Origin of the sequence: Micromonospora sp. NBRC 101691 (genome assembly GCF_030269285.1) — a bacterium.
GTDB classification, from domain to species: Bacteria; Actinomycetota; Actinomycetes; order Mycobacteriales; family Micromonosporaceae; genus Micromonospora; species Micromonospora echinospora.
Genome location: NZ_BSTB01000019.1, coordinates 1 through 19,854, shown reverse-complemented (window position 1 = coordinate 19,854; position 19,854 = coordinate 1). Strand labels below are relative to the sequence as shown.

The following is a 19,854-nucleotide window of genomic DNA, read 5'->3' as shown; positions in this document are numbered from 1 at the left end:
CGAGCCGGATTCACGCTAATTTCCGCGCAGGTCAGCCGGTCGCGGGGCGGGACGATCCGGTTTCCGCGCACGTCAGCCGGTCGCGGGAGCGGGACGCTCCGGGGGATCCGGTGCCGGGTCGCCGACCGGGGCGACCGGACGGGCGCCGTCCGCCATGTCGAGCACCCGCCCGGTCCGGCTGGTCGCGGCGAGCGCCGCGCCGAAGAGCACCAGCTGGTTGAGCAGGTAGAGGTAGAGCAGCAGCCCGACCGCGCCGGCCACCACCGTGTACGCCGGGTTCCGCTCGGTCCGGACCACGTAGTACCGGCCGACCGTGTTGAGCAGGGTGATGCCGACGGCGACCACCAGCACCACCGGCCGCAGCCGACGGCGACTCATCCGCAGCCGGGGCACCAGCACCAGGAAGGCGCTGGCCAGCACCAGGTTGACCACGACGCTGAGCAGCGCGCTCACCGTGGTCAGCCCGACCGAGCCGGTGCTGCGCAGCAACCAGCGCAACAGGGACTCCAGCGCGTCGACGGCGGCCACCGACACCCCGAGCAGCACGAAGAGCGCGACCAGGATGCCGAGGTCCACCAGACGGCGGACCACCAGGTTGCCCGGCTGCTCGTTGAGGCCGTAGATCAGCCGCTGCGAGGAACGGATCGCCTCGACCCAGCCGATGCCGGTGAGGGCCAGGAGGACCAGGCCGATCACGCCGACCCGGCCGCTGCTGTCGGCGATCTGCACCGGGTCGAGGAAGGGCAGGTTCTCCCGGAGGAAGTCGGCCGCCGCCTCACTGACCTCGTCGTTGTCCTCGACGACCGCCCCGAAGACCGCGTACCCGATCAGGGCGAGGGCGAAGGCCGCGAAGAACCCGTAGTAGGCGATGGCCGCGGCGAGCCGTCCGGCGAGCACGTCGTTGTAGCGCACCCCGGCCCGCCAGACGTGGTCGAACAGCCGGGACCGTCGGCGCGCCGACGTGATCCGCCGGTTGGCTCCGGCCTCGATCCGCCCGAACACGTTCACGCGAGCATCCTCGCCGATCCGCCGCCCCACCGCCTGCCCGACACCGGACAGCCGGGGCACCGGCCCCGTCCCGGATTCCGTCACCGCACCGCTCCGTCGAGTCCGACGCAGTAGGCGAGGGTGGCGTCGTCGAAGGTCTTCCCGCGTGGCCATCTCGCGCCGTGCGGGTCGCTGGTCTCCGCGTCGCGAACCCGCCGGATGATTTCCGCCGGCCCGGCCGTGGCGAGTAGCGCGAGCGCTCCGGGCCAGTCCGCGAGCCGGAACCGGTCGACGAGTCGGCTGGCTCCGTCACTCAGCAGGGCCACGGACGCGATTCCATGGCTGGGCATGCTCCCGGTCAGCGCCTGGGCAGCCGCCCGGGGATCGTCGGCGGCGACCCAGAATCCGCCGGACTGGTTCCGGTGGCCGCGCATGGCCTCGACGTATTCGCGGCGGGCCCGGTGATGCTCCGGTGTGTCGTTGACTGCGGCATCCATGGCTGCCCGGAAGCGGCGGCCGATTCCCGCTTCGCGGTCGTCGGTGATGACGAGGGGCGTGCCCTCGTCGGGCTCGACGACGAGAACGGAGTCTGCGAGGACCAGGTAGTCGGCGCGGTCGTCGACGACTCGGAAGATGACGACAGTTGCGGACGGGCTGCTCGGATCGTGGACGTCACCGGACCCCTCGGCACCTGCCGGCACGTACGCCCTCTTCTGCGCCAGGCGTACCTGCTGCACCTGGCCGCCGAGGACCAGGCCCCCGCCGCGCGGGCCGTCTTGCCGGTCGCGGACCCTACGGCCCTGCGACGGCGATCGTGGATGTCAGGCCAGGAGGGTCGAGGGTGACGGTGATCTGGGCGCCCTCGGGGGCGATCCGGGTCGGCCTGCCGTAGAGGCCGAAGGTCACGATCATGCGGTAGTAGCCGCGACCGCCGTCGCCTCGGAGGATCTTGGGGTAGACGGGGTCTCCGTCCGGTCCGGCAGCGGTCACGGCCAGGGGGGACGGAAGACCCGGCTCTCTCCAAGCCGGGGTCCGGAGGGCTCCGGACCCCGGCTCTTCGAGGACGTCGACCACCATCATCAGCCCGTGCGGGCCGTCGATGATGCCGTTGTGCAGGAGGATCAATCCGTCACGGCGGCCGAGGATCTCCGGCCGGCGCAGGATCCGGGGCTCCATGACCGTCATGGTGCGACCCTAGCCGGCCGCTGGGCCCGCACTGGTTACATCGAGCAGGCGAGGATGGGCTCATTGGTGCCGACGACGGTGTCGAGGTGAATGCCTCGGGCGTACACCTCGACCACCAGCCGGTATTTCCTGCGGTCGGTGTTGTCGCAGCCCTGGCCGCCGGTCGTGCTGGTGACGCGACCCATCGTCCAGCGGGAGTCCAGCTCGCCCTCGGCCTGGAAGATTAGGCACCAGATGTCGGGGCAGGTGCTCTGGAGCTCGACCACGATGCGGTGGGGCCAGTCCCCGGAGTTGTCGCAGGTCTGCTGGCCGCCGAACTCCAAGGTGAGAGTGGAGATCATCTTGGGGCCGTGTGTGGTGCCCTTGCAGTAGGAGACGGGGTAGGCGACGTTAGCGGGGTCGCGAATCTCCCAGGAGCCGTCGGGGTGCATAACCACCTCGGGCTTCGCGGGGGTGGGGGCTGCGGCGTGGGCCGGGGCTGCGGTGGCCAGGGTGACGAGCGTGAGGATCGCCGCGAGGGCCAGGCAGAGCGGGGCGGTGTGCCGTTTCATGCTGCCTCCTCGTGTGGGGTGCCCCCTACGATCCGAGCAGCCGATTAACAGGTTTCGATGCTTGAAGAGTTAACACAGTCAGAATCTGGACAGGGCGGGGGATCTGGATGGTGCGACTCGTTCAGTCATCGCCCGGCGTTGTGTTGCGGCCAGGTTCTCGCTGGCACATTGGTGGCGGCGTGGGCTTGACCCGGACGAGGTGCACGACTTCCTCGACCGGGTCGCCGACGACCTGGCCACCACTTACGAGCTGCTGCACCACAGCCAACAGGAGACCAACCGGGTCAAGGAGGCGCTGCGGCGGTGGCAGTCGCAGTACGCGCCCCGGGTCAACGAGCAGAGTTACCGCTGATGCCCGAGCGCTTCGTCATCCAACTGCCGGTGATCGCCAGCGACCTGCCCGGTGCGGTCCGCCTCGCCCGGGTCCTCGCCCGCTGGGCGCGCGTCCTGCCGTACACCGACCCGGGCGAGACCACCGTCTCCCATGAGGACGAGCAGGGCGTACGGCATCGGGTCTTCTGTGACGCGAGGATGCCGGACGGCCGGCGCTGCCTGCTCCGCGTCCGCCACGACGGACCCTGCACCCGCCGCCTCACCCCGCGCTGACGGAACCGGGAGCACGCAATCTTGGACAGTTTCCGCTGACATACGACGGAAACTGTCCAAGATTCACAACACCGCCCACGACAGCGCGCCGGTTCAGGGGCCCAGCCGGAAGTCGCGGCGGGGTTGCCAACGGATCTGCCCGGAGTGCGAGAAGAGGGTGAAGGCCTCCACCTCGAAGATGGCGGAGAAGTCGGCCAGGTCCTCATAGACCCGGTCCAGCGACTCCGGCGCGACGTCCTGGGCGACCGTCACGTGCGGGTGGTACGGGAAGCGGGTCTCCCGGTGCAGCTCGGGGGCGGCGCTGATCGCCTCGGCGAGCAGTTCACACTCGCTGATCCCGGCGGCCACCGCGACGAAGACCACCTGGGTCACCGGGCGGAAGGTGCCGGTGCCCCGCAGGTGCAGGCTGAACGGCAGGTGCGCGGCGGCCACCGCGGCCAGGTGCGCCTCGACGACCGGCATCGCGTCGACCGGGATCTCGGTGGGCCCGAGGAGTGTCACGTGCGCGGGGATGTGGGCCGCCAGCGGGTCACCCGCCTCCGCCCGCCGACGGGTGAGGAGCGAACCCCACGGTTCCGGAATGTCGACCGCCACGCCGATCTGGGTGGTCGCGGCCGTGCCTGCCGTTGCGCCCCTGCGATCCACGCCCCGCGCCATCCCTCCGGTCGCTGACCCGTCCACCGTCGACGTCATGGCACCGACGTCACCCGACGCGTACCGGCGGGAAGAACCCGACCCGCTCGTATGTGGTCGCGAGCGTCCGGGCCGCGACCGCGCGGGCCTTCTCGGCCCCCTGCGCGAGCAGCTTGTCGAGCTGGGCCGGGTCGTCCAGGTAGCTGCGGGTGCGCTCCTGCACCGGCCGGACGAACTCCACCACCACCTCGCCGAGGTCCTTCTTGAGGTCGCCGTAACCCTTGCCGGCGTACGCGGCGACCAGGTCGTCGATGCTCCGGCCGGTCAGCGCGGAGTAGATGGTCAGCAGGTTGGCGATGCCCGGCTTGGCCTCGGCGTCGAAGACGATCTCGCGGCCGGTGTCGGTGACCGCCGAGCGGATCTTCTTGGCCGAGCGGGCCGGCTCCTCCAGGAGGTTGATGATGCCGGCCGGGGAGGACGACGACTTCGACATCTTCGCGGTCGGGTCCTGGAGGTCGGTGATCTTCGCGGTGTCCCGGACGATGTGCGCCGCCGGCACGGTGAACGTCCGGCCGAAGGTGGTGTTGAAGCGCTGGGCCAGGTCCCGGGTGAGTTCCAGGTGCTGACGCTGGTCCTCGCCGACCGGCACCGCGTCCGCCTGGTAGAGCAGGATGTCGGCGGCCTGGAGGATCGGGTACGTGAAGAGACCCACGCTGGCCCGGTCGCTGCCCTGCTTCTGCGACTTGTCCTTGAACTGGGTCATCCGGCTGGCCTCGCCGAACCCGGTGACGCAGGAGAGGATCCAGGCCAGCTGGGCGTGCTCGGGCACCTGGGACTGGACGAACAGCGCGCAGCGCTCCGGGTCCAGCCCGACGGCGAGCAGCTGTGCGGCGGCCGTCCGGCTGCGCTGGCGCAGCGTCTTCGCGTCATGCCCGGCGGTGATGGCGTGCAGGTCGACGACACAGTAGAAGGCGTCGTGGGTGTCCTGGAGGGCCACCCAGTGCCGGACCGCGCCCAGGTAGTTGCCGAGGTGGAACGAGTCGGCCGTCGGCTGGATGCCGGAGAGGACGCGGGGGCGGGCAGGCACGTCGGACATGCCGGCAATTCTGTCAGTAACACCCGACGTACGTCATGACGGGCCGGCGTTCGGCTTCGCCGCCACGGCAGCCGCTGGGACGGGGCTGGCCGGAGGCGGGCGGCGTGGTTCGGCGGGGCGGGCCACGGCGACCGCCACCTGGGCCACCCGGCGTCCCTCCAGCGCGAGCACCCGCAGCGACCAACCGGCCGCCGGAGTCGGTTCCGTGACGTTTTGTCCTGTTCCACCGGTCGGGGGACGGTTCGCGCCACCGGCCGGCTGCTCCCCGGACTCGGCGGCCACCGACACCTCGTCGCCGACGACCGGCAGTCGGCCCAGGGCCGCCATCACGTGTCCGCCGACCGTCTCGTACGGACCGACGGGCAGCACCACCCCGGTGCGCTCGGCGAAGTCGGCGAGGTTCAGCCGGCCGTCCACCACGGCGGGAAGGCCGGCGTGCACCGGGTCGGGGTCGGTGTCGTACTCGTCGTGGATCTCCCCGATCAGCTCCTCGATCAGGTCCTCCAGGGTGACGATGCCGGCGGTGCCGCCGTACTCGTCGACCACCACCGCGAGGTGGTGCCGTTCCCGGCGCATCTCGGTCAGCGCCGCCAGCACCCGCTTGCTGCCGGGAAGGCGCTTCACCTCGCGGGTCAGCTCGCCGACGGTGGCCCGGGGCTCCGGATCCGGGTCGGGCCGGAGCAGCAGGTCGCGCAGGTGCACGAAGCCGACCACGTCGTCGTGGGTGCCGTCGACCACCGGGTAACGGGTGTGCGTCGCGGTGCGGGCCAGTTCGGCGGCCTCGGCGACGGTGAGCCGCGCCGAGAGGAAGACCACCTCGGTGCGGGGCATCATCACCTCGCGGACCAGGCTCGCCCCGGCCACCAGCACCTCGTCGATGATCCGGCGCTCGTCCGCGTCGAGGACGGTGTTCGCGGCGACCAGGTCACGCAGGTCCGCCTCGCTGATCCGTTCCCGCCCGGCGGCGGGGCCCGCGCCCAGCAGGTGGGTCACCAGTCGGGTCGCGCCGTCGGCGGCGCGGACCACGATCTCGGCCACGGCCCGGGCCACCGGGCCGGGTTCGGGCCGTGGCCGCCCGGATCGTCGTGACTGCCCCGGCCGTCGCCGCCGGGGCCGGGAACCGCCCGTCTCCCGCATACCGGAGATGTTAGACACCGGAGCCCTCGGTGGATCCCCCGTGTTTGACTCTGTTCGATCCTGACAGGTTATGGTGGAATATCCCGGCGGTGGGCCGCGTCGGCTACGAACGGCGGCCGTAGGGTGAGCTACGGGACGGCCGCCACAGGTGGCCGGTCAGGAGGGGGCCGACGTGAAACTGCTCGTCACCGGTGGGGCCGGCTACATCGGCAGCGTGGTGACCCGGATGCTGCTGGACGCCGGTCACGAGGTGGTCGTCCTCGACGACCTGCGCACCGGTCACCGGGCGGCGCTCGCCCCCGAGGCGACCCACGTCGAGGCCCCGGTGCACGAGGCCGCCGCCGTGCTCACCCCACAGGCCGGATTCGACGGGGTGCTGCACTTCGCCGCGTTGATCGCCGCCGGTGAGTCCATGGTGCGGCCGGAGCTGTACTGGCACACCAACACCGTCGGCTCGCTGGCGCTGATCGACGCCGTCCGCGCCGCCGGGGTGCCGCGCCTGGTCTTCTCCTCCACCGCCGCGGTCTACGGCAACCCGGTCGAGCTGCCCATCCCGGAGACGGCGGTCAAGGCCCCCACCAACACGTACGGCGCGACCAAGCTCGCCGTCGACATGGCGCTCACCTCCGAGGCGGTCGGACACGACCTGGCGGCGGTCTCGCTGCGCTACTTCAACGTCGCCGGGGCGTACCTGCGCGGCGGGCAGGCCATCGGCGAGCGGCACGACCCGGAGACCCACCTGATCCCGATCGCGCTGGACGTCGCCGCCGGACGCCGGGAGAAGCTCCAGCTCTTCGGGGACGACTACCCCACCGTCGACGGCACCTGCGTGCGCGACTACATCCACGTCGAGGACCTCGCCCGCGCCCACCTGCTCGCGCTGGACGCGGCGACCCCCGGCCAGCACCGGATCTACAACCTCGGCAACGGCAACGGCTTCACCAACCGGCAGGTCGTCGAGGTGGTGCGCGAGGTCACCGGGCACCCCGTCCCGGTCGAGATCGCCCCGCGCCGCGAAGGTGACCCGGCCGAGCTGGTCGCCTCGTCCCGGCTGGCCCGCGCGGAACTCGGCTGGACGCCCGAGAAGCCGACCCTGCGCGACATGGTCGGCGACGCCTGGGCGTTCTACCGCGCGCACGTCCTGGAGCGGCCGTGACCGGGCGTCCCACCGGTGAGGTCGCCGAGCACGCCCCCGGTGAGGTCCCGGCCCGCGTCGCCCCCGGTGACGTCGCCGACCGCGCCACCGCCGGCTTCCGGCAGCGGTACGCCGCCGAGCCGGCCGGCCGCTGGGCGGCTCCCGGGCGGGCCAACCTGATCGGTGAACACACCGACTACAACGACGGTTTCGTGCTCCCCTTCGCGCTGTCCCTGCGGACGGTGGTGGCCGCCGCCCCGGAGCCCGACGGGGTCTGGACGGTCTGCTCGGAACTCACCGACGAAGCGGTGCGGTTCACCGTGGACGACCTCGCCCCGGGCCGGGTGACCGGCTGGGGGGCGTACGTCGCCGGGGTGGTCTGGGCGCTGCGCGAGGCCGGCCACGCCGTGCCGGGCGCACGGCTCGCCGTCGCCAGTGACGTACCGCTCGGCTCCGGCCTGTCCTCGTCGGCCGCGCTGGAGGCCGCGGTGCTGGCCGCCCTGGTCGACCTCGGCGGGCTGGACCTGCCCGCCGATCAGCGGCCCCGGCTCGCCCAGCGCGCCGAGAACGCCTACGTCGGCGCGCCGACCGGGATCATGGACCAGTCCGCGGTGATCCGTTGCCGGGCCGGGCACGCCCTCTTCCTCGACTGCCGCACCGAGGAGGTCGAGCACATCCCGTTCGACCTCGACGCCGCCGGTCTGGCCATGCTGGTCGTCGACAGCCGGGCCCCGCACCGGCACGCCGACGGCGAGTACGCGGCCCGCCGGAGGTCCTGTGAGCGGGCGGCCGGACTGCTCGGGGTGCCCGCCCTGCGGGACGTGCCCACCGACGGGCTGGCGACCGCGCTGGAACGGCTCGGTGACGACGAGACCCGTCGGCGGGTGCGGCACGTGGTGACCGAGGACCAGCGGGTCCTCGACACCGTCGCGTTGCTCCGCGCCGGCCGGGTAGGCGAGATCGGGCCGCTGCTGACCGCCTCGCACGTGTCCATGCGGGACGACCTCGAGATCACCGTGCCGGAGATCGACCTCGCGGTCGAGACGGCGCTGGCCGCCGGGGCGCTCGGCGCCCGGATGACCGGCGGCGGCTTCGGCGGCTGCGTCCTGGCGCTGGTGGAGGCGACCTCGGTCGACGCGGTCGCCACCGCCGTCACGGCCGCGTACGCCGAGCGCGGCTTCGCCGCGCCGGGGCACGTCCGGGTGCGGCCCGCCCCGGGCGCCGCCCGGCTCTGAGCCGCCGGTCGCGGAAGGGACGCCGGTCGGCGTCCCTCCCGCGACCGACGTGTCACGGTCGGGCGACCGCCGGCCGTCCCGCGCGGGCCGATCCGGCCGCGAACGCCGGGCCGGCCACGGTCGCCGCGGTGGCGGCCAGGAGGCCCCGGCCGAACGTCCGCCGGCTGGTCCGGTCGGACGTCCACGGGTCACCGGGTGCCATGGATCTCCACCTCGAAGACGCGGGCCAGCCCGTCGGTCGGACTGGGTTCGGTGAACGACAGACGTACCTGCTGGATGCCGCGTGGCGCGTCGGCCAGATCGAGCCGGACCGGGCTGGCGGAGTTCCCCGCCACGGTTCCGATCGGCGTCCAGACCCCGCCCACCAGGCCGTCGACCCGGAAGGCCCGGACCCGGAGGCTGTCCGAGCCGGCCACCCCGCTGTAGAGGACGAGCCGGTGCAGGTCCGCCGGTTGCCCCAGGTCGACGGTGAGCGTCGGGGACGGGTCGGCCGAGCCGGAGATCCACCGGCCGCCGGTGTGGTTCCCGTCGACGGCGTTGCCGGCGACGTTCGTGGAGAGCGTCGAACTGGCCGTCACCGTGGCGCCCACCGCCAGGTTCTCGCCGCCGACCCGGACCGCCAGGGTCAGCGGGACCTCGTGCCGCTGCCCGGCCCGGGTGTAGGTCAGGGTCACCGCCACGACGCCGTCGCCCTCCGCGTCCCCGGGCAGCCGCACGTCGACCGTGGCGGTGGCGGTGCCACCGGCGCGCAGCGTGGACGTGTCGAGCGCGGCCCGCGCCTGCCACCCGGTCGGGGCCCGGACGCCGACCGCGAGGCGGGTGAGCGTCCCCGGACCGTCGTTGCGCAGCCGCACGGTGGAGCTGCCCGAGTGTCCGGGTACGACACTGATCCCCGGGTCGTCCGGCGCGGCGTACACGCCGGCCGGCTCGGGCGCCTCCTTCGGTACGCCCACCCCGAGGTAGGCCACCTCAAGTTCGGGGACGGTGCGTCCGGTCACCACGTCGGCGATGGTGGCGCCCCAGCGGGTGTTCGCCGTGTTGTCCGGACGGTAGCCACGGGTGCCACGAATCACGATGCCGCTGCTGTTCCGTATCCCGACGGCGTACGGGTAGGGCCCGAGCACGGTGGCGACGCGGAAGAAGACCGTGTTGCCGAAGAGCACGTCGTGCACGTCGTCCAACTCGACGGCCTGCGACCGCCAGCCGTAGATGTGGTCCTCGGTCTGCAGGGCGTGGAACTCCCAGTTGCGCACCCGGCGCAGCACGACCTCACGGTGCTCGTGGTGTTCGACGGAGACCTCGTACACCCGGCCCCGGACCGAGGTGTCCTCGACGAGGAAACCGTTGTCGGCCCAGCCGGCGACGCTCCACAGGTTGACGAAGGTGCCGCCACCGCCCTGCACCCAGAAGTTGTACTTGTGCCGGCCCCGGTACTGGTAGCCGGGGTCGCCGGCGCTCGGGTCACCGGGGCGGGTCTGCTCGGGGTGCCACTTGACGAACTGGGTCGCGGTGTCGGCGAGGTGGCTGCGCGCGCCGGACCGCCAGAGCACCTGCACCGCGCCCGGGGTCTGCTGGGCGGAGTCGAGGCCGAGGCCGGTGACGTGGTTCGTCCCCCCGCGCGGGGTCTCGATCATCGCCTTCGGCCGGTCCGGGTCGCTGAACGCGGGTGAGCGGTCGGGCAGTTTCAGCCAGGTCTGCCGGGGGTGCAGGCCGATCAGGTTGCTCTGCGGACGCAGCCGCAGGGTGTCTCCGATCAGGTACTCGCCCATCGGCACGTACACCGTGTCGTACCTGTCGATGGCCTGCTGGAAGATGGCGTGGTCGTCGCTGGTGCCGGTGCCGACGGTGACGCCACGGGTCGCGGCGTACTCGGCCAGGTTCACCCAACCGTCGGTAACCGGAGGCAGCGGGACGTCCGAGGTGAGCAGTCGCTTGAAGCTCGGTGCCGCGGCGGGCACGGCCGAGACCACCACCCCGGCCTGGCGTCGCTCGTCGTCCCCGAGCGCGTCGTGCACGCGCAGGCCGAGCGTCGCGTCCCGGACCAGGTACGACGTACCGGGACCGGCCCAGGTACGTCCGCTGGGCACGGTGGTCAGCAGCGCGCCGGCCCCGGCCACGCCGGTGTTCACCACGTTGAGCTGGTTCTGGCCGCGGATCAGGTCCGGCTCGGCCCCGCCCGGGATGGCCTCGTTGTCGTTGAGGGTGATCGCCGGCCCGGCGATGTTCTCGAAGACGGAGTCCTGGACGTAGAGACGCTGGGTCTGGCCGGGGTTGGCGACGATGCCGGCGGGCGCGCCGACGAACCGGTTACGGATCAGGCTGAGCTTGCTGTCGGTGTGCAGCCTGATCGCGGCCTCGCGCTGGCCGGTGAAGGTGGTGTCGAGCAGGGTCGTCTGCCAGCCGGGGGAGGCGGCGTACGCCAGCAGGCCGACCGCGCCACCGTCGACCCGGACCCGCTGGATCAGGTTGGCGTTGTGGTCGATGCCGGCGTACCCGTCGCCGACCTGGATGTCGAGATCCTGGAGGACGAACATCTGCGCGCCGCTGAACCGCACCGCGACGGCGGCCGGGTTGCCCGGGCCGATGCGGATGTCCAGGTTGACCAGTCCGGTGCCGAAGGTGTCGTTGTTGCCGAACGTCGGCGTGGTTCCCGGCTGGTACGGCCGGCGGGTGGCGACGAACAGGAAGGACTGGTTGCCCTCCTGGAAACCGGGGGTCGACTCGCCGAGGTGGAACTCGGGACGCTTCGCCCCGAAGCCGATCAGCCGCACCGAGGCGTGCAGGTCGACCCGGCGGGACAACCGGTAACGCCCCTCGGGCACGAAGACCACACCGCCGCCGTCGCCGACGGTGACGCCACGGGCCCCGCCGACGATGTTGCCCAGGCCGTTCTCGCCGCCACGGCGGGAGGCTTCGTCGATGGCCGCCTGCACCGACGCGGTGTCGTCGCCGACGCCGTCGCCGTGCACCGGAAACTGCGCGCTGCCGAGGACGACCGCGGTGGGATCGGTCGGCATGGTCCGGTAGACCGAGGCACCGGCCGGCGCCGAGTCGGGCGGCGCGGCGGCGGAGGTCACGCCGGCCGGTGACGCGACGGCGGTCGGGCCGGTGACGATCGCCGGAACCAGGGCCACAGCGGTCACGAGGAGACCCGCCAGGAGACCCGTCCGGCCACCTCGGCGGCCGGTTGCCCGTGGGGATGGAGGTTCGGTCATCAGTGAGGCCTTCCTGCCCCTCGGGGCTGGGTCGGCGACCAGGTGGTCATGCGCATTACCACCTTGCTTTCCGGACTGCGGGGTGTCAAGGGCGGGGCCAGATCACACCTGTCTGGTTAGGACATTGACTTTCCGGCGACGACCCCGCAACATGCAGGAAACCCGCTCCTGGAACGTCACCGTGCGACCGCGTGGTCATGCGCATGACAGGTCAAGGCGACGACTCGGGAGCGGGGCGGACGACGGAAACGTCGCCGCCCGGCCACGCGACACCAGTTCGACCCGGGATCTTCCGCGCCCATCGGTCACCGACCGGACGAGGTGGTCCGCGACCGGTCCGCGCAGGCCTCCACCACTCAACGGCGAGCAGGAGCTCCGGTCACGGCGAGTGACCACCGGTGCTGCGATCGACGGCGTCACCGCCCAGGGCCGGTGCCGGCCGGCTTCCGTGGCGCACTAATCCGTATTAGCTAGAGGCTTTGGTTTCGGGCAAGTTAACGGCCGACTCTTGACAGCGGCTCAGCCGAGGGGCGAAGCTCCCTCCAGCACCCCGCTAATGCGTATTAGCTCCCCCATGAAAGGTCAACCCCGTGACCTCTGCATCGAGACGTGTCACCCAGCGTGACATCGCCCGCCTGGCCGGTGTGAGCCAGGCGACCGTCTCGCTGGTGCTCAACAACCGGTCCGACGCCGACGTACGGATCGCCCCGGAGACCCGGGAGCGGGTGCTCCAGGCGATCGCCGACACCGGCTACGTCGCCGACCCGGTGGCCCGCCGGTTGGCCTCCCGGTTCAACCGGATCATCGGTGTCTTCACCTACGAGCCGGCCTTTCCCAGCGGTACCCGGGACTTCTACCACCCGTTCCTGCTCGGCATCGAGGAGTACGCCGAGCGGGTCGGCTGCGACCTGCTGCTCTTCACCAGCGCGCCGGTCGTCGACGGTCGGCGTCGGGTCTTCCACCAGGACAACCGGCTCCGCCTGGCCGACGGGTGCATCCTGCTCGGCCGGGAGATCGACGGCACGGAGCTGCGTCGCCTGAACGCGGACGGCTTCCCGTACGTCGCCGTCGGCCGCCGGGACGACGCCGGTGGCCCGGTGCCGTACGTCGGAGCCGACTACGCCGAGGCGGTGGGACAGCTGGTCAGGATGTCCCTGGCCCACGGACACCGGCGCCTCGCCTACCTGAGCGTCGGGCTGGACGCCGAATCGTCCGCCGACCGGTACCGCGGTTTCCGGGAACACGCCACCGGCGCGGAGAGTGCCCGACACGTCCCCGGCACCGGGCAGGAGCCCGACACGCTCCTCGACGACCTGCACGCCGACCGGGCCACCATCGTCTTCGTGGAGGACTTCGCCTACGCGGTGGCGCTGGAACTGGCCGCCCGCCGGCGCGGACTGGCCGTTCCCGGCGATCTCTCCATCGTGACCCTCGGCGACCCGACCGTCGCGGTACCCAGCGACGTCGCGTTCACCGGGTTCCACATCCCCCGGGAGGAGATGGGCCGCCAGGCCGTGCGGATGCTGGCCGACCTGGTCGACGGCGGCGCCAACGGCGTCCACCAACGACTCCTTCCCTGCGAACTCGTCGAGGGCGAGACCCTCGGCCCCCCGAATCCGGCGGTCGACCGCAGCTGAAGCGGTGACCGTGAAACTGGAAGGAAGCAAGTGGTACAGATGCGTGCGGACGTCCTCGTCGTCGGCGGCGGGTTGGGCGGGGTGGCGGCGGCGCTGGCCGCCGCCCGGGCTGGCCGGTCCGTCATCCTGACCGAGGAGTTCGACTGGCTCGGCGGGCAACTCACCAGCCAGGCCGTCCCGCCGGACGAGCACTCCTGGATCGAGCAGTTCGGCGCCACGGCCAGTTACCGGGCCCTGCGCACCGGCGTCCGGGACTACTACCGTCGGTACTACCCGTTGACCGAGCGGTCCCGTGCCTGGGGTGACCTGAACCCCGGGGCCGGTTGGGTCAGTCGGCTCTGCCACGAGCCCCGGGTCGCCGTCGCGGTCATCGAGGCGATGCTGGCGCCCTACCGCGGCTCCGGCCGGTTGACCGTCCTCCAGCCGTACCGGCCGGTCGCGACGGAGACCGACGGGGACCGGGTGGTCGGGGTGACCGTGGCGCACCGCGACCGGGACGACGACCGGATCGACCTCGTCGCCCCGTACGTCCTGGACGCCACGGAGACCGGTGAGCTGCTGCCGCTCTCCGGCACCGAGTACGTCACCGGCTTCGAGGCGCAGACCGAGACCGGTGAGCCGAGCGCGCCGGCGCAGGCGCAGCCGATGAACATGCAGGCCGTCTCGGTCTGCTTCGCCCTCGACCACGTCGACGGCGACCACACCATCGACCGCCCGGCCGGGTACGACTTCTGGCGGGACTACAAGCCGGACTTCTGGGGTGACCGGCTGCTCTCCTGGCGGTCGCCGAACCCGCGCACGCTGGAGATCCTCGAACGGAGCTTCACGCCGAACCCGGACGACGACCCGCTGCTGGTCAACGCCGACCAGCGGCTCAACGCCGGTGACGGCAACCTCTGGACGTTCCGGCGGATCGCCGCCCGGCGCAACTTCACCGAGGGCACGTACGCCAGCGACATCACGCTGGTCAACTGGCCGATGATCGACTACTTCGAGGGTCCGGTCATCGACGTGCCGAACGCGTCCTGGCACCTGTCGAAGGCGCGCGAACTGTCGTTCTCGGTCCTCTACTGGTTGCAGACCGAGGCGCCCCGGCCGGACGGTGGCACCGGCTTCCCCGGCCTGCGGCTCCGCGGCGACATCACCGGCAGCCGGGACGGCCTGGCGCAGGCGCCCTACATCCGGGAGTCACGCCGGATCCGGGCCGAGTACACGGTGGTCGAGCAGGACCTCTCCCTGGCGGTACGTGGCGCGCACGGCGCGGTCAACTACCCGGACTCGGTCGGCGTGGGGATGTACCGCATCGACCTGCACCCGTCCACCGGTGGCGACAACTACATCGACGTCGGCTCCTGCCCGTTCGAGATCCCGCTCGGCGCGCTGATCCCGCAGCGGATGGAGAACCTGCTGCCTGCCGGCAAGAACATCGGCACCACCCACGTCACCAACGGCAGCTACCGGCTGCACCCGGTCGAGTGGAACGTCGGCGAGGTCGCCGGTCTGCTCGCCGACTTCTGTCTGGCGCGGGGCGAGTCCCCGCGCGCGGTCCGCAACACCCCCCGTCTGCTGGCCGACTTCTCCGACCGCATCACCGCGGCCGGCGTGGAACTGCGCTGGCCGCAGATCGCGGGCTACTGACACCACCCCCGGTTGAGGAGAAACATCATGAGAACAGGAAAGGGCCTGCGCGGTGCCGCCGTCGCTCTGGCCGGCGTGCTCGCGCTGACCGCCTGCGGTGGCGGTGACCAGGCCGAGGAGAGCGGCCCGGCCAACCTGCGGATGACCATCTGGAGCGCCAACGAGGCGCACCTCAAGCTGTTCAACGAGATCGCCGACGAATACAAGAAGGCCAACCCGGACGTCACCGGCATCACCTTCGACCCGCTGCCGTTCGAGAACTACACCACCACCCTGACCACCCAGATCGCCGGCGGGAACGCCCCCGACCTGGCGTGGGTGCTGGAGAACTCCGCCCCCGACTTCGTCTCCTCCGGCGCGCTGCTGCCGCTGGACGACACGCTCAAGAAGGCCGACGGCTACCAGTACGACGACCTCTCGCCGGCCACCCTCAAGCTCTGGCAGGACGACGCGAAGCTGTACGCGTACCCGTTCTCCACCTCTCCGTTCGCTGTCTTCGTCAACAACGACCTGGTCAAGAAGGCCGGTCAGAAGACCCCGGCCGAACTGATCGCCGCCGGACAGTGGAACTGGGACACCGCGTTGGCGTCCGCCGCGGCCACCGCGGGCGCGACCGGCAAGGCCGGCCTGGTGGTCCGCGACTTCGACTACAAGGGCTGGGACAACCTCTCCACCTTCTGGACCGGTTGGGGCGCCCAGGCGTGGAGCGCCGACGGCAAGTCCTGCGGCTTCGCCGCGCCGGAGATGGTCGACGCGATGACCACGCTGCACAAGGCGATCTTCACCGCCAAGGCGCTGCCCGGCCCGGGCACCACCGCCGACTTCTTCGCCGGGGACGCGGCCATGACGGTCACCCAGATCTCCCGCGCGTCGCTGCTCAAGCCGGACGGCTTCGCCTGGGACCTGGTCCCGCTGCCGGCCGGTCCGAAGGGCAACTACGCCGTGGTCGGCCAGGCCGGCATCGGGGTGCTGAAGCAGAGCAAGAACGCCGACAAGGCCGCCGACTTCCTCGCCTTCTTCACCAACCCCACCAACTCGGCGAAGCTCTCCCAGTTCTTCCCGCCGCCGCGGCAGTCCCTGCTCAACGCCGAGACGCTGGCCAAGTCGAACCCCCAGCTCAAGCCGGAGCAGTTGCAGAAGGTCGTCATCGACGGCATCAGCACCGGAGTGGTCAAGCCCAGTCACGCCGGCCAGGCCGAACTGAGCCAGCAGGTACGCGCCGGACTCGACCCGCTGTGGAAGCCCGACGCGGACGTCAAGGCGGTCCTGGAAGGCGTCTGCACCAAGATCCAGCCGCTGCTGGCGAAGTAAGGCGAATCATGACCCGTACGGACACCAGGGTGGGTCGGGCCGACGCCCGGCCCGCCCCGGGCGGGGCGCGGCCGTACTGGACCTCCCGCCGCCGCGACCAGCTCACCGGTTACCTGTTCATCGCGCCGCAGATGTTCGGCAGCGCCGTCTTCGTGATCCTGCCGCTGATCCTCGTGGTCTGGTACAGCCTGCACGAGTGGAACGTGCTGGCCGGCACGTTCGACTTCGTCGGCGCCGACAACTACCAGGCCCTCGCCGACGACGCCAACCTCGGGGCGGTCCTCCGTGCCACCGGCCTCTTCTCGATCGGGCTGGTGGTGTTCAACCTCGGCCTGGCGCTGCTGCTCGCCGTCCTGCTCAACCAGAAGTTCCGCGGGACCGTCCTGTTCCGCACCCTGTTCTTCTCACCCGTGGTCGTCTCGCTGGTCGCCTGGACCATCGTGTGGGGCTTCCTGCTCCAGGACAACGGTGGCGTCAACGGTCTGCTCGACACCATCGGCGTGGACGGGCCGAACTGGCTGCGCGGCGAGACCACCGCCATGATCTCCGTCATCGTGGTGCAGGTGTTCAAGAACGTCGGCCTGAACATGGTGCTCTTCCTCGCCGCGCTCCAGGGCGTACCCGGCGAGTTGTACGAGGCCGCCGAGGTGGACGGCGCCAGCCGGCTGCGTCAGTTCTGGCGGATCACCGTACCGATGATCAGCCCGACCATCCTGCTCACCTCGATCATCACGGTGGTCGGCTCGCTCCAGGTCTTCGCGCAGATCGCGGTGCTCACCCAGGGCGGACCGGGCACCTCCACCACGGTCCTCGTCTACTACCTCTACCAGCAGGCGTTCCAGTTCCACCACTTCGGCTACGGCGCGACCCTGTCGATCGTCCTGTTCGCCATCGTCCTCGCCCTCACCGTGCTCCAGTGGCAGATGCGCAAAAGGTGGGTCCACCATGAATCGTGAGCTGTCGCGCCGAACGAAACTGGCGCTCTACGCGGCGCTGATGGTCCTGGCGATCCCGTTCGTCTTCCCGACCTGGTGGATGGTCACGTCCTCGCTCAAGCCGATCGCGGACATCTTCGCCTTCCCGCCACAACTCCTACCGGTCAACCCGAAGTTCGACGCCTATCAACGGGTGTTCGAGTTGCAGCCGTTCGGGCAGCAGTACCTGAACAGCCTCTACATCGCCCTGGTGGTCACCGTCGGCACCCTGGCCGTGTCCGCGCTGGCCGGGTACGCCTTCGCCCGGATCCGGTTCCGTGGTCAGAACCTGCTGTTCCTGGTCGTCCTCGCCGGCCTGCTCATCCCGAGCGAGGTCACCATCGTCCCGCTGTTCCAGATGTTCTTCAAGCTGGGCCTGGTCGACACCCACTGGCCCCTCATCCTGGTGCCGATCCTCGGGGCGCCCAGCGTGCTGGCGACGTTCATCATGCGGCAGTTCTTCCTCGCCCTTCCCGGCGAACTGGAGGAGGCGGCCCGGATGGACGGGCTGGGCCGGTTCGCCACGTTCTGGAAGATCGCCCTACCCCTGTCCCGGCCCGCCCTCGGCGCAGTGTCGATCTTCACCTTCCTGCACAGCTGGAACCTCTACCTCGAACCCATCGTCTTCCTCTCCTCACCGGAGAAGTTCACCCTGCCGCAGGCACTCACCCAGTTCGTCGACGCGTACGGCGGTCCGATGTGGAACGTCCAGCTCGCCGCCGCCTCGATGACCGCCCTGCCCGTGCTGGTGGTCTTCGTGGTCGCGCAGAAGCAGTTCGTGGAGGGCCTCGCGCACACCGGTCTGAAGGGGTGACGCCGCCGGGCCCGGGCCGGGTCGGACCGGGTCCGTGACGACCCGCCGGCCCGACCCGGTCAACCGGCGGAGCGCGACGGGGGCCGGGACGAGGAGCCCGGCGCGGACACCGTCGCCTTGTTCTTCGCCTTGCCGGTGAAGCTCACGTCCTCGGCGGGCCGGCGGTGGTACCGGTCAGCACCGTGCAGGGCAGGCTCCGCTGGAGCGCGTCGGCGGTGAGGGGGGTGGCGCTGACCAACTGCTCGTACAGGAGTCGTACGGCGGCGGCGCCCATCTCCTCACGGGGGATCCGGAAACCGGTCCACTCGACGTCGTCCGGCGTCTCGCTCTCGGCGTCCCCGAGCTGGGCCAGCGACAGGTCACCGGGCACCGACAACCCCCGGGCCAGCGCCGCCGCCCGGATCGCGGACGCCAGTCCGGACGGCCAGATCACCGCTGCGGTGAGACCGTTGTCGCCGAGCAGGTCGAGCGCCTCCCCGCCGGACAGCCCGGTGCCGTCGAGGACGACCGGGCGACGCCCGGCGGCCCGCACCGCCTGGTGGTAACCCTCTGCGCGGTCCACTGACGGCTCGTCGCGACGGAGGTCGCCGAGAAACCCGACCCGCTCGTGGCCGAGAGCGAACAACCTCTCGACCACCTCCCGGGTCGCGGTCCGGTAGTCCGCGCCGACGTACGGGACGGGGCCGGCGGTCGACTCCCGGCGGCCGATGAACGCGAACGGGAAGTCCCGGTCGAGCAGGTCGGCGAGGTCCCGCTTGTCGTCGTAGCGGCCGAGCAGCACGCAGCCGTCGGCGATGCCCAGCCGACGGGAGCCGTCACCGAGCAGCCGCTGACCCCCCTGGGGTGACGGAGTGCCGGTGAAGAACAGCAGGTCACACCCGAGCGCCTCGGCCTGCGCCTCGACCCCGATCAGGAACGGATGGTAGAAGTCCCGACTGTCACGCGGGAAGACCGGTTCGTAGGTGAAGACGCCGACGATCCGGGTCCGGCCGCCGGCCAGGCGCTGTGCGGCCGGGTTGGCGACGTAGCCGGTCATCCGGATGGCGTCGAGCACGCGCTGACGGGCCTGCTCGCCCACCCGGCGGCGGCCGTTCTCGCCCCCGTTCAGGATCAGCGAGACGGTGGCCTGGCTCACCCCGGCGAGCCGGGCCACGTCAGCCTGGGTTGCCCGCCCGGTGCCACGTCCCATCGCCTTCCACCTCCTGTGTCCCGGGCGGTGACCGGTGGCCCGCTCCGGACTGCGTGTCGGTCATGCGCATGACCGCAGGATCTCGATGGCATCGCCTCGGCGGTGGACCGCCCCGCGATCGGCGTCGTCATCGGTCGACCCCATGCTACGTCCGCAGCCGGACTCCTCCGGACGCACCGGCACCAGGACCGGCCGGGAAATGCCACAGTAGTGCGCATGACCACTGGTCGCCCGAAACGCGTCCATCCCTCGACCACCGTCACGGCCGTGGCATGACGTGACGCGGGGTGGCTGGAGCGGGGTGGGGGTTGGGGTGGTTGCAGGGGGCCCTTCCTACCGTTTTCTGGTGAGGAGGGGTCCCCTGCAATCATCCGGGGTGCTGGTGGTTCAGGTGGTTTCGACGATCATGGCGGCGGCGACGGTGCGGTTGGTGGCTTCGTCGATGATGATGAACCCGCCGGTGGTGCGGTTACGGCGGTACTCGTCGGCGAGCAGCGGCACCGTGGTGCGT

General features: G+C 71.3%; 20 protein-coding genes. 9 read left to right on the top strand and 11 right to left on the bottom strand.

Features of this window, described 5'->3' with window-relative positions:
- Positions 1–72: 72 nt before the first annotated feature.
- The 4 genes from QSK20_RS24700 to QSK20_RS24685 form a co-directional block, all read right to left on the bottom strand.
- Entirely contained in the window at positions 73–1,008 is a 936-nt protein-coding gene (locus tag QSK20_RS24700; RefSeq protein WP_285790999.1) for a YihY/virulence factor BrkB family protein, read from the bottom strand.
- A gap of 80 nt (positions 1,009–1,088) precedes the next feature.
- Positions 1,089–1,724 (bottom strand): hypothetical protein, encoded by a 636-nt coding sequence (locus QSK20_RS24695; RefSeq protein WP_285790998.1) that lies wholly within the window; start codon positions 1,722–1,724, stop codon positions 1,089–1,091.
- Between the two features lie 55 nt (positions 1,725–1,779).
- The gene (locus QSK20_RS24690) at positions 1,780–2,172 is read right to left on the bottom strand and encodes a hypothetical protein (RefSeq protein ID WP_285790997.1); all 393 of its coding nucleotides are present in this window, start codon (positions 2,170–2,172) and stop codon (positions 1,780–1,782) included.
- A gap of 35 nt (positions 2,173–2,207) precedes the next feature.
- The gene (locus tag QSK20_RS24685; protein WP_285790996.1) at positions 2,208–2,723 is read right to left on the bottom strand and encodes a hypothetical protein; all 516 of its coding nucleotides are present in this window, start codon (positions 2,721–2,723) and stop codon (positions 2,208–2,210) included.
- Between the two features lie 127 nt (positions 2,724–2,850).
- Between QSK20_RS24685 and QSK20_RS24680 the strand changes: the two genes are divergently transcribed.
- Together QSK20_RS24680 and QSK20_RS24675 are read left to right on the top strand one after the other, a co-directional pair.
- Positions 2,851–3,075, top strand: coding sequence for a DivIVA domain-containing protein (locus tag QSK20_RS24680; RefSeq protein ID WP_285791112.1), 225 nt, complete (start codon positions 2,851–2,853; stop codon positions 3,073–3,075).
- Positions 3,075–3,329 (top strand): hypothetical protein, encoded by a 255-nt coding sequence (locus QSK20_RS24675; protein ID WP_285790995.1) that lies wholly within the window; start codon positions 3,075–3,077, stop codon positions 3,327–3,329. Before QSK20_RS24680 ends, QSK20_RS24675 begins: the two co-directional genes overlap by 1 nt.
- Before the next feature lie 93 nt (positions 3,330–3,422).
- Here QSK20_RS24675 and QSK20_RS24670 read toward each other — a convergent pair whose 3' ends face one another.
- The 3 genes from QSK20_RS24670 to QSK20_RS24660 are packed head-to-tail and all read right to left on the bottom strand — an operon-like array spanning position 3,423 to position 6,195.
- Entirely contained in the window at positions 3,423–4,022 is a 600-nt protein-coding gene (locus tag QSK20_RS24670) for a 2'-5' RNA ligase family protein (RefSeq protein ID WP_416901179.1), read from the bottom strand.
- 10 nt (positions 4,023–4,032) lie between these two features.
- Positions 4,033–5,058 (bottom strand): tryptophan--tRNA ligase, encoded by a 1,026-nt coding sequence (trpS, locus tag QSK20_RS24665; protein WP_285790994.1) that lies wholly within the window; start codon positions 5,056–5,058, stop codon positions 4,033–4,035.
- 33 nt (positions 5,059–5,091) lie between these two features.
- Positions 5,092–6,195 carry a hemolysin family protein gene (locus tag QSK20_RS24660; RefSeq protein WP_502889004.1) on the bottom strand — a complete coding sequence of 368 codons (1,104 nt, stop codon included), beginning with the start codon at positions 6,193–6,195 and terminating at the stop codon, positions 5,092–5,094.
- Positions 6,196–6,421: 226 nt separating this feature from the next.
- On the opposite strand from QSK20_RS24660, the gene galE reads away from it, so the two are divergent.
- A complete protein-coding gene (gene galE, locus QSK20_RS24655) occupies positions 6,422–7,351 on the top strand; it encodes a UDP-glucose 4-epimerase GalE (RefSeq protein WP_502889017.1) in 930 nt (309 codons plus the stop codon).
- Complete coding sequence (gene galK / locus QSK20_RS24650) at positions 7,348–8,565, top strand: galactokinase (RefSeq protein ID WP_285790992.1); 1,218 nt, start codon at positions 7,348–7,350, stop codon at positions 8,563–8,565. Before galE ends, galK begins: the two co-directional genes overlap by 4 nt.
- A gap of 52 nt (positions 8,566–8,617) precedes the next feature.
- On the opposite strand, the gene QSK20_RS24645 is transcribed toward galK, so the two are convergent.
- Complete coding sequence (locus tag QSK20_RS24645; RefSeq protein ID WP_285790991.1) at positions 8,618–8,767, bottom strand: hypothetical protein; 150 nt, start codon at positions 8,765–8,767, stop codon at positions 8,618–8,620.
- Positions 8,754–11,708: a glycosyl hydrolase family 28-related protein gene (locus QSK20_RS24640; protein ID WP_285790990.1), complete on the bottom strand. Its 2,955-nt coding sequence runs from the start codon at positions 11,706–11,708 to the stop codon at positions 8,754–8,756. The genes QSK20_RS24645 and QSK20_RS24640 overlap by 14 nt, the downstream gene beginning before the upstream one ends.
- Before the next feature lie 662 nt (positions 11,709–12,370).
- Between QSK20_RS24640 and QSK20_RS24635 the strand changes: the two genes are divergently transcribed.
- Genes QSK20_RS24635 through QSK20_RS24615 form a run of 5 tightly spaced genes read left to right on the top strand, consistent with a single transcriptional unit; the run spans position 12,371 to position 18,154 of the window.
- Positions 12,371–13,417, top strand: coding sequence for a LacI family DNA-binding transcriptional regulator (locus QSK20_RS24635; RefSeq protein ID WP_285790989.1), 1,047 nt, complete (start codon positions 12,371–12,373; stop codon positions 13,415–13,417).
- A 39-nt stretch (positions 13,418–13,456) separates the two neighbouring features.
- Complete coding sequence (locus QSK20_RS24630; RefSeq protein ID WP_285790988.1) at positions 13,457–15,055, top strand: FAD-dependent oxidoreductase; 1,599 nt, start codon at positions 13,457–13,459, stop codon at positions 15,053–15,055.
- 27 nt (positions 15,056–15,082) lie between these two features.
- On the top strand, positions 15,083–16,366 hold the full coding sequence (locus QSK20_RS24625; RefSeq protein WP_285790987.1) for an ABC transporter substrate-binding protein: 1,284 nt from the start codon (positions 15,083–15,085) through the stop codon (positions 16,364–16,366).
- Positions 16,367–16,374: 8 nt separating this feature from the next.
- Positions 16,375–17,322, top strand: coding sequence for a carbohydrate ABC transporter permease (locus QSK20_RS24620; protein ID WP_285790986.1), 948 nt, complete (start codon positions 16,375–16,377; stop codon positions 17,320–17,322).
- Complete coding sequence (locus tag QSK20_RS24615; RefSeq protein ID WP_145834199.1) at positions 17,312–18,154, top strand: carbohydrate ABC transporter permease; 843 nt, start codon at positions 17,312–17,314, stop codon at positions 18,152–18,154. The genes QSK20_RS24620 and QSK20_RS24615 overlap by 11 nt, the downstream gene beginning before the upstream one ends.
- A gap of 142 nt (positions 18,155–18,296) precedes the next feature.
- On the opposite strand, the gene QSK20_RS24610 is transcribed toward QSK20_RS24615, so the two are convergent.
- Together QSK20_RS24610 and QSK20_RS32295 are read right to left on the bottom strand one after the other, a co-directional pair.
- Positions 18,297–19,343 (bottom strand): LacI family DNA-binding transcriptional regulator, encoded by a 1,047-nt coding sequence (locus tag QSK20_RS24610; protein WP_285790985.1) that lies wholly within the window; start codon positions 19,341–19,343, stop codon positions 18,297–18,299.
- Positions 19,344–19,730: 387 nt separating this feature from the next.
- On the bottom strand, positions 19,731–19,854 hold a 124-nt coding region (locus QSK20_RS32295; protein ID WP_502889016.1), incomplete at its 5' end, for an elongation factor 1-alpha C-terminal domain-related protein.

Excerpts from the sequence above, each read along its gene's own strand:
- QSK20_RS24670 (WP_416901179.1), bottom strand. The coding sequence starts at position 4,022 with ATGACGTCGACGGTGGACGGGTCAGCGACCGGAGGGATGGCGCGGGGC.
- QSK20_RS24685 (WP_285790996.1), bottom strand. The coding sequence starts at position 2,723 with ATGAAACGGCACACCGCCCCGCTCTGCCTGGCCCTCGCGGCGATCCTC.
- QSK20_RS24615 (WP_145834199.1), top strand. The coding sequence starts at position 17,312 with ATGAATCGTGAGCTGTCGCGCCGAACGAAACTGGCGCTCTACGCGGCG.
- QSK20_RS24625 (WP_285790987.1), top strand. The coding sequence starts at position 15,083 with ATGAGAACAGGAAAGGGCCTGCGCGGTGCCGCCGTCGCTCTGGCCGGC.
- trpS (WP_285790994.1), bottom strand. The coding sequence starts at position 5,058 with ATGTCCGACGTGCCTGCCCGCCCCCGCGTCCTCTCCGGCATCCAGCCG.
- QSK20_RS24610 (WP_285790985.1), bottom strand. The coding sequence starts at position 19,343 with ATGGGACGTGGCACCGGGCGGGCAACCCAGGCTGACGTGGCCCGGCTC.
- galE (WP_502889017.1), top strand. The coding sequence starts at position 6,422 with ATGCTGCTGGACGCCGGTCACGAGGTGGTCGTCCTCGACGACCTGCGC.
- QSK20_RS24675 (WP_285790995.1), top strand. The coding sequence starts at position 3,075 with ATGCCCGAGCGCTTCGTCATCCAACTGCCGGTGATCGCCAGCGACCTG.
- QSK20_RS24630 (WP_285790988.1), top strand. The coding sequence starts at position 13,457 with ATGCGTGCGGACGTCCTCGTCGTCGGCGGCGGGTTGGGCGGGGTGGCG.
- QSK20_RS24690 (WP_285790997.1), bottom strand. The coding sequence starts at position 2,172 with ATGACGGTCATGGAGCCCCGGATCCTGCGCCGGCCGGAGATCCTCGGC.
- QSK20_RS24645 (WP_285790991.1), bottom strand. The coding sequence starts at position 8,767 with ATGGCACCCGGTGACCCGTGGACGTCCGACCGGACCAGCCGGCGGACG.
- QSK20_RS24660 (WP_502889004.1), bottom strand. The coding sequence starts at position 6,195 with ATGCGGGAGACGGGCGGTTCCCGGCCCCGGCGGCGACGGCCGGGGCAG.
- QSK20_RS24620 (WP_285790986.1), top strand. The coding sequence starts at position 16,375 with ATGACCCGTACGGACACCAGGGTGGGTCGGGCCGACGCCCGGCCCGCC.